Annotated in this window: 11 protein-coding genes, 1 rRNA gene and 1 pseudogene; 11 read left to right on the top strand and 2 right to left on the bottom strand. The window is 72.1% G+C overall.

What is annotated here, in order from left to right:
- Nucleotides 1-132: 132 nt before the first annotated feature.
- The 4 genes from rrf (at nucleotide 133) to ACIA8L_RS26555 (ending at nucleotide 4577) form a co-directional block, all read left to right on the top strand.
- A 5S ribosomal RNA gene (gene rrf, locus ACIA8L_RS26570) occupies nucleotides 133-249 on the top strand.
- A gap of 412 nt (nucleotides 250-661) precedes the next feature.
- Nucleotides 662-2320 carry a hypothetical protein gene (locus ACIA8L_RS26565; protein ID WP_395909031.1) on the top strand — a complete coding sequence of 553 codons (1659 nt, stop codon included), beginning with the start codon at nucleotides 662-664 and terminating at the stop codon, nucleotides 2318-2320.
- Entirely contained in the window at nucleotides 2263-3579 is a 1317-nt protein-coding gene (locus tag ACIA8L_RS26560; protein WP_395909030.1) for a hypothetical protein, read from the top strand. The genes ACIA8L_RS26565 and ACIA8L_RS26560 overlap by 58 nt, the downstream gene beginning before the upstream one ends.
- A complete protein-coding gene (locus ACIA8L_RS26555) occupies nucleotides 3576-4577 on the top strand; it encodes an HAD-IIA family hydrolase (RefSeq protein WP_395909029.1) in 1002 nt (333 codons plus the stop codon). The genes ACIA8L_RS26560 and ACIA8L_RS26555 overlap by 4 nt, the downstream gene beginning before the upstream one ends.
- 147 nt (nucleotides 4578-4724) lie before the next feature.
- On the opposite strand, the gene ACIA8L_RS26550 is transcribed toward ACIA8L_RS26555, so the two are convergent.
- Entirely contained in the window at nucleotides 4725-5066 is a 342-nt protein-coding gene (locus ACIA8L_RS26550; protein ID WP_395909028.1) for an SCP2 sterol-binding domain-containing protein, read from the bottom strand.
- A 110-nt stretch (nucleotides 5067-5176) separates the two neighbouring features.
- Here ACIA8L_RS26550 and ACIA8L_RS26545 point away from each other — a divergent pair, with 110 nt between their 5' ends.
- The 6 genes and pseudogenes from ACIA8L_RS26545 to ACIA8L_RS26520 form a co-directional block, all read left to right on the top strand.
- Nucleotides 5177-5782, top strand: a complete 606-nt coding sequence (locus ACIA8L_RS26545; RefSeq protein WP_395909027.1) for a hypothetical protein — start codon at nucleotides 5177-5179, stop codon at nucleotides 5780-5782.
- Between the two features lie 56 nt (nucleotides 5783-5838).
- Nucleotides 5839-5997, top strand: a complete 159-nt coding sequence (locus tag ACIA8L_RS26540) for a hypothetical protein (protein ID WP_395909025.1) — start codon at nucleotides 5839-5841, stop codon at nucleotides 5995-5997.
- A gap of 25 nt (nucleotides 5998-6022) precedes the next feature.
- On the top strand, nucleotides 6023-6832 hold the full coding sequence (locus ACIA8L_RS26535) for a TlyA family RNA methyltransferase (protein WP_395909024.1): 810 nt from the start codon (nucleotides 6023-6025) through the stop codon (nucleotides 6830-6832).
- Nucleotides 6823-7722 carry an NAD kinase gene (locus tag ACIA8L_RS26530; RefSeq protein WP_395909052.1) on the top strand — a complete coding sequence of 300 codons (900 nt, stop codon included), beginning with the start codon at nucleotides 6823-6825 and terminating at the stop codon, nucleotides 7720-7722. Before ACIA8L_RS26535 ends, ACIA8L_RS26530 begins: the two co-directional genes overlap by 10 nt.
- 38 nt (nucleotides 7723-7760) lie before the next feature.
- Nucleotides 7761-9518 carry a DNA repair protein RecN gene (recN, locus tag ACIA8L_RS26525; RefSeq protein WP_395909023.1) on the top strand — a complete coding sequence of 586 codons (1758 nt, stop codon included), beginning with the start codon at nucleotides 7761-7763 and terminating at the stop codon, nucleotides 9516-9518.
- Nucleotides 9519-9666: 148 nt separating this feature from the next.
- A pseudogene (locus ACIA8L_RS26520) lies at nucleotides 9667-10116 on the top strand (DedA family protein); the annotation flags it as partial.
- Nucleotides 10117-10320: 204 nt separating this feature from the next.
- On the opposite strand, the gene ACIA8L_RS26515 reads toward ACIA8L_RS26520, so the two are convergent.
- A complete protein-coding gene (locus ACIA8L_RS26515) occupies nucleotides 10321-10539 on the bottom strand; it encodes a PASTA domain-containing protein (protein ID WP_395909021.1) in 219 nt (72 codons plus the stop codon).
- 262 nt (nucleotides 10540-10801) lie between these two features.
- Between ACIA8L_RS26515 and steA the strand changes: the two genes are divergently transcribed.
- On the top strand, nucleotides 10802-11974 hold the full coding sequence (gene steA, locus ACIA8L_RS26510) for a putative cytokinetic ring protein SteA (protein WP_395909019.1): 1173 nt from the start codon (nucleotides 10802-10804) through the stop codon (nucleotides 11972-11974).

Raw genomic sequence — 11974 nt, 5'->3', positions numbered from 1 at the left:
AGGCCGAGGACTTGACCTACAAACCAAGCAACGAAGACAACGCATCCACTGTGTGATTCTGAACCAATACCAGAACGCACCCGAACCCCGTTGACAGGGTTTGGTGTGCGGTGGTTGACAGGTTCATAGTGTTACGGCGGCCATAGCGGAGGGGAAACGCCCGGTCCCATTCCGAACCCGGAAGCTAAGCCCTCCAGCGCCGATGGTACTGCACCCGCGAGAGTGTGGGAGAGTAGGACGCCGCCGGACTAACTTTGATCAAGGGTCGCCCTATTGGGCGGCCCTTGATTCGTTTCTGGAACCCTGCGCATTGTGACGCCCGGGTTTGTTCAGCGAGGCCGGCCGCGTGAGGCTGGGTCTGAGATGTCTTCCGGGCGAGTCCGTACGGCTGGGGCCCGGGTTGTTTGCCTGGGCGAGCGCATGCGCGGTCCGGGGCCGTTTGCCGGGTCGAGTGCATGGGGCCTACCCCGGTCGGGAAGGATGAGAGTCGTGAACGCAATGCCCAACGGCGGCGACGGCGAAGGCCGGGACGGCGGTCCGCGACGGCCGCGCAGGGATGACTCGCGCTCCGGATCTGGGTCCGGGTCACGCGGCGACGATCGAGACCGGGGCGGTTCCCGCGGGGATCGGCCGTCCGGCTTCCGGGACCGCGGCGACTCCCGTGACCGAGGTGACCGTGGCGGCGACCGCGCCGGCGGGGTCCGTGGCGACCGGCCGTACCGCGACCGTGACGGTGGCAGTGGTGGCGGGTTCCGCGACCGTAGCAGTGGTGGCAGCGGCGGCGGTTACCGCGACCGCAGCAGCGGCGGTGGCAGCGGCGGTGGCAGCGGCGGTGGGTTCCGTGACGGTGGAGCTCCGCGCGGGGATCGGCCGTATCGGGATCGGGATGGTGCTCCGCGCGGGGATCGGCCGGAGCGGTCGTTCCGGGATCGCGATGGTGCACCCCGTGGGGATCGGCCGTACCGCGACCGTGATGGTGGCGGCAGCGGTGGCTTCCGTGACCGCAGCAGTGGTGGTAGCGGTGGTGGCTTCCGCGACCGCAGCTCCGGTGGCAGTGGCGGTGGGTTCCGTGATGGTGGCGCTCCCCGTGGAGACCGGCCGTACCGCGATCGTGATGGTGGGCCGCCGCGTGGGGACCGTCCGTCCGGGTTCCGGGATCGGGATGGCGCTCCTCGGGGTGACCGGCCGGATCGTCCGTTCCGGGATCGGGACGGTGGCGAGCGCTCCGGTGGCGGGTTCCGTGGGGATCGGCCGCAGCGGCCGTTCCGGGATCGTGATGGCGGGGCTCCCCGTGGGGATCGACCCTATCGCGATCGTGATGGTGGCCCGCCGCGTGGGGACCGTCCGTCCGGGTTCCGGGATCGGGATGGCGCTCCTCGGGGCGACCGGCCGGATCGTCCGTTCCGGGATCGCGATGGTGGGCCGCCCCGTGGGGACCGGCCGTATCAGAGCCGTGATGGTGGTGGCTTCCGGGACCGCAGCAGTGGTGGCGGGTTCCGTGATGGTGGGGATCGGCCGCAGCGGCCGTTCCGGGATCGCGATGGTGGGCCGCCCCGTGGGGATCGGCCGGAGCGGTCGTTCCGTGATCGGGATGGCGGGGCTCCCCGTGGGGATCGGCCGTACCGTGACCGTGATGGTGGGCCGCCGCGTGGTGACCGTCCGTCCGGGTTCCGGGATCGTGATGGCGCTCCTCGGGGCGACCGGCCGGATCGTCCGTTCCGGGATCGCGATGGTGGGCCGCCCCGTGGGGATCGGCCGGAGCGGTCGTTCCGGGATCGGGATGGCGGGGCTCCCCGTGGGGACCGGCCGTACCGTGACCGTGATGGTGGGCCGCCGCGTGGCGATCGTCCGTCCGGGTTCCGGGATCGGGATGGCGCTCCGCGTGGGGACCGGCCGTACCGGGATCGGGACGGTGGGCCGCCGCGTGGGGATCGGCCGGAGCGGTCGTTCCGTGATCGGGATGGCGGGGCTCCGCGTGGTGACCGTCCGTCCGGGTTCCGGGATCGGGATGGCGGGTCGCGGGACGGTGGGTTCCGTGGACGTGACGGCGGTGGACGCGACGGTGGGTTCCGTGGGCGTGACACCGGTGGGCGTGACGGTGGGTTCCGGGATCGGGACGCCGGTGCGCGTGGCGGCGGGTTCCAGCGGGCCGAAGGGCTTCGGCGCAGTGACGCCGGCGGGTATCGGCCGCGCAGCAGCGACCCCGGGTTCGTCAGCAGCGACGAAGGTGGCGAGGAGACGGTCAGCCGGGTCGCCGACCCGGTGCTCGCCGATGACGTCGACCCGTCGGAGCTCGACCGTGAGGTGCGCTCGGAGCTGAGCTCCCTGGCTCGGCCCGTGGCCGAGGAGGTCGCGCGGCGGCTCGTCGCGGCCGGGCAGCTCATCGACGACGACCCCGAACTGGCGCTTGCGCATGCGCTCGTCGCGCGGCGGAAGGCGTCGCGGATCGCGGCGGTCCGGGAGGCGGCCGGGCTCGCGGCGTACCACGCCGGCGAGTGGCAGACGGCGCTCGGGGAGCTGCGGACGTACCACCGGATGAGCGGCAAGCAGACGCACATCGCGGTCATCGCGGACTGTGAGCGGGCCCTCGGGCGGCCGGAGAAGGCGATCGACCTCTTCCGGACCGCGGACCGGGAGCGGCTCTCGGCCGAGGAGATCGTGGAGCTGCTCATCGTGGCGGCCGGAGCGCGGGGCGACCTCGGGCAGAACGACGCGGCGGTGGCGATGCTGCAGGTGCGGGAGCTGACCTCGGCTCCGGACGCGCCGTGGGCGGCTCGGCTCCGATACGCCTACGCCGACGCGCTCCTGCGGGCCGGGCGCCGGGAAGAGGCGCGGGAATGGTTCGCGCGGGCCGCCGACCTGGACGAGGAGCTGCGCACCGACGCGGCTGAGCGGCTGCTCGAGCTCGACGGGATCACCCTCGACGGTGACACGGAGGACGACGAGGAGGAGGTCTCGGCCGGCGACGCCCGCCAGGACCGCGACTCCGACAACTCCGACGACGAGGATGACGACGACCGGGACGGCGACCGGGACGACGAAGACGGCGACCGGGACGACTACGACGACGAGGACGACCTCGACGACGAAGACGATCGCGATGACGACGAAGACGACGACGATCGCGATGATGATGACGATCGCGAGGACGACGGCTACGACGACGAGGATGACGACGACCTCGACGACGAAGACGACGAAGATGACGACGACGACGATGACGACGTAGATGACCGGGACGACGATGAAGACGACGACCGGGATGACTACGACGACGAAGATGACGAAGACGACGATGAAGATGACGACTACGACGACGAGGACGAGAGCGATGACGACCTCGGCCATGACGACGACGTAGACGGGGACCACGACGGCGACCGTGCCCAGGACTCCGCGAGCGACGAAGACGGCGCGGACGCGGATGGATCGGAGCAGACGGCGGCCGACGACGAGGTTGACGGTGACCACGTCGATGCGCCGGCCTCCGCGGCTGATGGCGAAGATGCGGCCGGGTCGAACCCGGCCGGGTCGGACTCCGCGGACCGGGGCGACGGGGACGGCAAGGCCAAGGCGTGAGTGCGGCGGAGCTCGGGGATGACCTGGTCGGGCACTACGACCTGGTGATCTTTGACCTCGACGGGGTGCTGTACCTCGTCGACCAGGTCATTCCCGGCGCCGCCGAGGCCTGTGCGAAGCTGCGGGAGCGGGGGATTCCCAGCGCGTACGCGACGAACAACGCCTCGCGGCTCCCCGGTGACGTCGCGGCGCTGCTCACCCGGATCGGGATTCCGGCCGCGGAGCGGGAAGTGGTCACGTCGGCGCACGCGACGGCGCTGCTGCTGGCGGAGCGATTTTCGGCGGGTACCGCGGTGCTCGTCCTCGGCGCTCAAGCGTTGCGGGACGAGGTCGCGGCGGCCGGGTTGACGGTGGTCGAGGAGGCTGAACAAGCCCGGGTCGTCGTCCAGGGGTACGGGCCGGACGTGCGGATGCGGGACCTCGGTGACGCCGCGGTCGCGATTCGTGGCGGGGCGGCCTGGATCGCCACGAACGCCGACCGGACGCTGCCCTCGCCGCGCGGGCCGCTACCCGGGAACGGGGCGCTGGTCGCGGCGCTGGCGACCGCGCTCGGACGGCAGCCGGACACGATCGTCGGCAAGCCCGATCCGGCGCTGTTCCTGGAGTCGGCGCGGGAGCGTGGCGCGCAGCGGCCCCTGGTCGTCGGGGATCGGCTGGACACGGACATCGAGGGCGCGTACCGGGCCGGGATGGACAGCCTGCTGGTGCTGACCGGGGTGAGCGATGCGGCCGAACTGCTGGCGGCTCCGGTCGAGCGGCGGCCGACGTTTGTGGCCGAGGATCTGGGCGGGCTTTTCGAGCCGGCACATGCTGTACCAATGCCGCAAAAATGGTCTGTGACGGACCGCTCCGGCTCGTGGGAACTGGCGGGGGACGGGCGGCGCGTGGATGCGTTGCTGGCGCTCTGTCAGGTCGCGTGGGCCGCGGGGGCGGTCCGGCCGGTCACGGGGCAGGGTGCGGCCGCTCAGGCCGCGCTGGAGTGGCTGAAGCTGGCCTGAGTCCGTCGTTTCGCGTCGTGCGAACGCGCGCGGGGCGGGCGACGAAAACCGCGAATACCCCGTCGGGCGATAAATCCGATATGTCGAGCGAAGCGCGGCGCGGAGCGCCCGACATATCGGGCCCGGTCAAGGGGTCACCGTCAAGGGTCAGAGGAGCTTGCGCAGCTTCAGCAGGTCCATCACGCCGGCCTCGATCTTGATGCGGCCGCCCGTCCACGCCTGCATGACGTTGAGCTGGCCGTTGACCAGGGATACCAGGTCGTCGCTGGACGAGGTCAGCTTGATTTTGGCGCGCGGGTCGTCGCCGTCGGTCAGGCCGGTGATCTCGCCGCCCTGGAGGCGGCCGTGGAACGCCACGCCCAGGTCGGTGACGCGGCACGCGAGGGTCCGGTCGAAGTCGAGTTTTTCGCGGGCGCCGCCGCCGGTGTTGGAACCCAGCCGCTCCGCGAGCTTCTCGAGGGCGGCGCGACACTCGTCAACCGTTGCCATGGCGCGAAAATCCCGTCTTCAACCGGTTCCGTGGAATGTGACGGTACCGTACGGCTTCGTGCCACGCCCGGTAGCGTGATGGCGTACACCAGTTGGAGGAGAGACGCAATATGGCGCAGGAAGCATGGCGGGCCTATCTGGAGCTCGCCTACGGCATGACCGAGGCCACCACGAAGAAGGCGACCAAGACGGTCCGGCGCCTGGTCGGCAAGAGCGGCGCGACGGCTGAGCAGCTGCAGGCGATGGCCGAGGACCTGCTGCGGGCCGGCTCGTCGAACCGGGAGGCGCTGACGAAGCTGGTGCGCTACGAGCTCGACCGGGCGCTCGGGGCGGTCGGCCTGGCCACCGCGGACGAGGTGTCGGCGCTGACGGCGCGGGTGCACGAGCTCGAGGCCCAGCTCAAGGACGCGGCCGTCAACGCGCTCGCGCCGCCGCACGAGCCCGCGCCGCCGGTCGGCGCGGAAGTGATCGAAGATGCCCCGGCGCCCGTAAAGAAGGTTGTGGCGAAAAAACTGGCTCCCGCGGCCAAGGTGACCCCCGAGAAGGTGGCCCCCGCAAAGGCTGCGACGGTACCGCCGGCAAAGACGACCCCGGCCAAGAAGGCCGTCGCGAAGAAGGCCATCGAGCAGGTCGCCGCCGCCTCTGACGTCGGGCCGGCGTCGGACAAGCTGCCCGTGAAGAAGGCCACTCGCGCGCCCCGGAAGACGGCGTCATGACCGGCCCCGTCCCTGGTCCTGTGCCTGGTCCCGGCGCTGGCGGCGGCCCTGCGCCGATGCCGGGTCCGCCCGGTGCGGGGGTCATCGGCCGGGTCGAGGCGGCGGTTGCGGCGTTGGGCGAGGTAGCGTCGCTCCCGTTGCGGCAGCAGGTTTCGGTCTACGCCGATGCCCACCGCACGCTGCAGGAGACGCTGGGCACGATCGAAGAACGCTGACGAGGATGCAGGGAGCTGCTGGCTGATGGCGCGCCGCAACCGGCTCGACGCGGAGCTCGTGCGCCGCGGGCTGGCCCGCTCCCGGGAGCAGGCGGCGGCGCTGATCGCCGCGGGCCGCGTGGAGGTGCGGGGCACCGCCGCCGGCAAGGCCGCGGCCCAGATCGACCCGGCGGACCCGGTGCGGGTGCTGGAGTCGGTGGAGGACGAGTACGTCTCGCGGGGCGGGCACAAGCTGGCCGGGGCGCTGGACGCGTTCGCGGCGCGGCCCGGCGGGCTGTCGGTGGATGGCCGCCGCTGCCTGGACGCGGGCGCGTCGACCGGCGGGTTCACCGACGTCCTGCTGCGCCGCGGGGCCGCCGCGGTGGCCGCGGTCGACGTCGGCTACGGCCAGATCGCCTGGTCGCTGCGGACCGACGAGCGCGTGCACGTCATCGAGCGGACGAATGTGCGCACGCTGACGCCGGAGCAGATCGGCGGCGTGTGTGACCTGACCGTCGCCGACCTGTCGTTCATCTCGCTGCGGCTGGTGCTGCCGGCGCTGCTCGCGTGCACGGGCCCGGACGGTGACCTGGTGCCGATGGTGAAGCCGCAGTTCGAGGTGGGTAAAGAGGCATTGGGCGACCGCGGTGTCGTCCGAGACCCGGCGCTGCGGACCGGGGCGGTGCTCGACGTGGCCGCCGCGGCCGCCGGGCTCGGGCTCGGCGTGGCCGGGGTGGCCCGCAGTCCGCTGCCGGGGCCGCAGGGCAACGTGGAGTTCTTCCTGTGGCTGCGCCGCGACGCCCCGCCGGTCGATCCGGCGGCGGTCAAGGAAATCGTCGAGGGAGTATCGGCGTGACTGTTCGTGAGGCGTTGCTGGTCACCCACACGGGTAAAGCCAGCAACAACGACCATGCCCGGACCGTGGCCGCCGACCTGCTCGACAATGGCTTCTCGGTCCGCGTCCTCGCCGACGAGGCCAAGGAGCTGGCGATCCCCCGGGCGGTCCCGGTCACCGGGGAGGCCGCCGCGCAGGGCGTCGAGATCGTCTTCGCGCTCGGCGGCGACGGCACGCTGCTGCGCGCGGCCGAGCTGGCCCGGCCGGCCAAGGCCCCGCTGCTGGGGATCAATCTCGGCAAGGTCGGGTTCCTGGCCGAGGCCGAGATCGGCGACGTGGACAAGGCGGTCCGGGAGATCGTCGAGGGTTCATACACGGTCGACGAGCGCCTCACGATCGACGTGACCGCCGAGCACGCGGGGCAGCTGGTCGGGCACTCCTGGGCCCTCAACGAGGTCACCGTGGAGAAGGGCGCCCGCGAGAAGATGCTGGAGCTGCTCGTCGAGGTCGACGGGCGGCCCTTGTCGCGCTACGGCTGCGACGGCGTGGTCTGTGCCACCCCGACGGGCTCGACGGCCTACGCGTTCTCGGCCGGCGGCCCGGTGGTGTGGCCGGAGCTGGAGGCGCTGCTGCTGGTGCCGATCTCGGCGCACGCGCTGTTCAGCCGGCCGCTGGTGATCACGCCGGAGTCGACGATCACGGTCAACGTGGAGCCGTTCACGCACTTCGCGCTGCTGTCGTGCGACGGGCGGCGAGTGATGGATCTCGCTCCCGGCTCGACGGTGACGGTGCGCCGGGGCGCCCTCCCCGTCCGGGTGGTGCGCCTGCGTGAGCGGGCCTTCACGGACCGTCTCGTGGCGAAGTTCGGCCTGCCTGTCGACGGGTGGCGGCATCAAAAACGCCATGGCTGAGTGGAGAACTGTCGTACTGCGCGGCTAGTGTTCCTCGTGTGCTGGAGGAACTCCGCATTACCGGACTCGGCGTGATCGAAGACGCCACCCTGCCCCTCGGCCCGGGCCTCACGGTCATCACGGGCGAGACCGGCGCGGGCAAGACCATGGTCGTGACGAGCCTCAACCTGCTCTTCGGCGGCCGCGCCGACGCGGGACGGGTGCGTGCCGACCCGGGCCGGGCCACCGTCGACGGGCGGTTGACGCTGCCGACCCACGTGCGGACCGCGGTGGAGAGCCGCATCGCCGACGCGGGCGCCGCCGTCGACGACGACGGGTCCCTGCTCATGAGCCGCACCCTGACCGCCGAGGGCCGCTCCCGGGCCCACCTCGGCGGCCGGACCGTGCCGGTGTCGCTGCTGTCGGAGGTCGGCGAGCGCGTCTTCGCCCTGCACGGCCAGTCCGACCAGCTGCGGCTGCTGCGCCCGGCCGAGCAGCGCGGCTCCCTGGACCGTTACGCCGGCGCGGGGCACGAGAAGCTGCTCGGGCAGTTCGCGGAGCTCTACAACCGCTGGCGCGCCGTCGAGGACGACCTGGCCGACCGGCGGGCCAACGCCCGCCAGCGCAGCCAGGAGGCGGAGCTGCTCAAGCTCGGCCTCGACGAGATCACCCGGGTCGACCCGCAGCCCGGCGAGGACGAGCTGCTGCGCGAGGAGGCCCAGCGCCTCGAGCACGTCGAGGGCCTGCGTTCGGCGGCGCAGCTGGCCCACATGGCGATGTCCGGCACCGGCGACGGCGGCGACGACGTGGCCGACGTGCTCAGCCTCATCTCGACCGCCCGGCGCACCCTGGAGGCCCAGTCCGGCGTCGACCGGGTCCTGGGCGAGCTGGCCGTGCGCCTCGACGAGGTCGCGACCCTGGCCGGCGACGTCTCCACCGAGCTCGGCACCTACCTGGCCTCCCTCGACGCCGACCCGGGCCGCCTCGAGGAGGTCTACGAGCGCCGCGCCGCCCTGCGCGCCCTGACCCGCAAATACGCCGAGGACGTCGACGGCGTCGTGGCCTGGGCCGACCACGCCCGCACCCGCCTCGCCGAGCTCGACACCTCCGACGGGCTCCTCGAAGAGCTCGACCGGGAGCGGCAGCGGCTGCACGGCGAGGTCGCCGAGCTGGCGGCGGTCCTGTCCGCGGCCCGGCACGAGGCCGCCGGCCGGTTCGCCGCCGACGTGACCGTCGAGCTGGCCGGGCTGGCCATGCCGCACGCCCGCATCCAGGTCGTGGTCCAGCCGAAGCCGGTCGGCAACGGGCCGAGCGTCACCACCGCGGCCGGGGAGAGCGGCGTCGGGCCCGACGGGGCGGACGACATCGAGCTGCGGCTCCTGCCGCACCCGGGGGCGCCGGCGCAGCCGCTGCAGAAGGGGGCGTCCGGGGGTGAGCTGTCCCGGGTGATGCTCGCGATCGAAGTCGTGTTCGCCGGGGCCGGGGGGCCGCCGACGCTGGTCTTCGACGAGGTCGATTCCGGCGTCGGGGGTACTGCGGCCGTCGAGATCGGGAAGCGACTGGCCCGGCTGGCGCGGGATCACCAGGTGCTCGTGGTCACGCACCTTCCACAGGTAGCGGCGTTCGCGGACCGTCATCTGGTCGTCGCCAAGGACATCGGGGGAGCGGTCACCACCAGCGGCGTCACGGTCGTCGAGCACACCGATCGCGCCCGTGAACTGGCGCGGATGCTGGCCGGTCTGCCGGACTCCGACCTGGGTATCGCGCACGCCGAGGAGCTGCTGTCGGTCGCCGATCGGGAGAAGAGCCGCGCGTAAGAGCGAAGAGCTTCTCTCCGGGGCCGGTGCGGGGGATCGGTGTGTCCTTCGGCGCCGGGTCCGGGAGGGGCTGAGGCTCGCCGGCCTGTTCTCCTGAGAGCATGGTGAGCGACGCCCTGCGTTTGATCCATCGCTTTACGTTGAGATCGTGGTGGATGCGGTTGCGGGGTCGCCCTGGGTGCTGCTCGTGGTGTTGCTCGTGGCCGGGTTCGACTCGCTCGTGCCGCTGTCGCCCAGTGAGTCGACGCTGATCACCGTGTCGGTGCTGGCGGGGACCGTCGGGGAGCCGCCGATCGGGTTGGTGATTCTCGCTGGGGCCGGCGGGGCGTTCGTGGGCGACACCGTGGCATACCGGATCGGGCTGCGGGCCGGGCCGGGGGTGCTGCGGCGGCTGCAGGGCAAGGCGCGGGGGCTGGCGGCGTACGAGTGGGCGCGGCGGACCCTGGAGTCGCGGGGCTGGCAGGTGCTGATCTTCGCGCGGTACCTGCCCGGCGGGCGGTCGGCGTCCGCGCTCGCCGCCGGGGTGGTCGGATACCCGGCGGCGCGCTTTCAGGGCTGGACGGCGCTCGGGGCGAGCATCTGGGCCACCATGGCCGGGCTCATCGGCTACGGCAGCGGGATCTTCTTCGACGGTGTGCTGTGGAAGGCGCTGCTGCTCGCCTACTGCGGGGCCGGCGGGCTGCTGCTCGCGGCCGAAGCGGTCCGCCGCTTCTCAACGCCGGCTGATCATGCAGCGCCGGCCGACTTCTCCGCGCCGGCCGATTTTTCCGCGCCGGCCGATTTTTCCGCGCGGGCCGGCTGCTCAGCGGCGGCCGACGAGCAGGTTGACCCGGGTGCCGACGGGCGCGACCGTCATCGCCAAGGTGGACTGCTCCAGGACGATCATGGCGCCGGCCGGGCCGATCTCGCGGATCACTCCGAGCTCGAGTCCGGCGGCGCGTAGGGCCGCGGTCGCCTCGGCCGGGGTCTTGCCGGCGAGGTTGGGCACGCGGGTCAGGCGGATCGACGACAAGGTCCCCATCGGAACGACTCCTCACTTCGAGCGTCCGCCGCAAGACCTCCCGCCTGCCCAGCGAGATTCCGGCCCGTCGTCGGTCGCTCTCCACTCCTCGTGCTGACGAGAGAGCGCCGCCTCCGTCGCAAATACGCACGTCGTATGTCGGGGAATTGACAGCCCGATCAGGGTGACCGGCGTCACGCCGGAACGTGAAATGGGGCGTACCACCTGCTCGTGGACATGTCGTACCCGGCTTTCGGTACGCGTCCATGCCAGGATGGGTGTGATGCGACTTCCAACCTTGCGCCGCACCCGGCCCGCCGAGCCGGGTGTCATCGCCGGCGTCGTGCGGCTCGATCGGCGGACGAAGCGCCTGGTGGGGCGGCTACGGCCGGGAGACATCGCGGTCATCGACCACGTGGATCTCGACCGGGTGGCGGCCGACTCCCTCGCCGCCTCCGGGGTGACGGCGGTGCTCAACGCGAAGCCGTCGGTCTCGGGGCGGTATCCCAACCTGGGGCCCGAGGGGCTGATCAAGGCCGGCGTGCCGCTGCTCGACGACCTCGGTGAGGAGCTGTTCGACCGGCTCCGCGAGGGCGAGCCGGTGCGCATCGAGGGCGACACCGTGTATGTCGGCGAGGAGGCCGTCGCCAAGGGCGTGCGGCAGGACGCCGAGACCGTCGCCGAGGCGATGGCCGGGGCCCGCGCGGGGCTGTCGGTGCAGCTGGAGGCGTTCGCGGCCAACACGCTGGAGTATCTGAAGCAGGAGCGCGCGCTCCTCCTCGACGGCGTGGGCGTGCCCGAGATCCAGACGCAGATCGCCGGGCGGCACTGCCTCATCGTGGTCCGCGGCTACGACTACAAGGCCGACATCGATGTGCTGCGGCCATACATCAGGGAGTACAAACCCGTCCTGATCGGTGTCGACGGCGGCGCCGACGCGCTGGTCGAGGCCGGCTACACGCCCGACATGATCATCGGTGACATGGACTCGGTCAGCGACGACGTGCTGCGGTGCGGGGCCGAGGTCGTCGTGCACGCGTATCCGGACGGGCGGGCGCCCGGGCTGGCCCGCGTCCAGCGGCTCGGCGTCGAGGCGATCACCTTCCCGGCCGCCGCGACCAGCGAGGACATCGCGATGCTGCTGGCCGACGAGAAGGGGGCGTCGCTGCTGGTCGCGGTCGGCACCCACAACACCCTGATCGAGTTCCTCGACAAGGGCCGCGGCGGGATGGCGTCCACGTTCCTGACCCGGCTGAAGCTCGGCGGCAAGCTCGTCGACGCGAAAGGGGTCAGCCGGCTGTACCGCCAGAGCCTCTCCGGCTCTTCGCTGGTCCTGCTGCTCGCCTCGGCGATCGCCGCGATGGCCGCCGCGCTCGCGGTCACCACGATCGGCCGGGCCTATCTCAGCGTCATCGCCGAGTGGTGGGACAACCTGATCTTCACGCTGTTCTCGTAG

It is taken from the genome of Dactylosporangium sp. NPDC051541 (genome assembly GCF_044454505.1).
GTDB lineage: Bacteria > Actinomycetota > Actinomycetes > Mycobacteriales > Micromonosporaceae > Dactylosporangium.
Note: the sequence above shows the minus strand (reverse complement) of the source record. Positions and strands in the feature narration are given on the sequence as shown.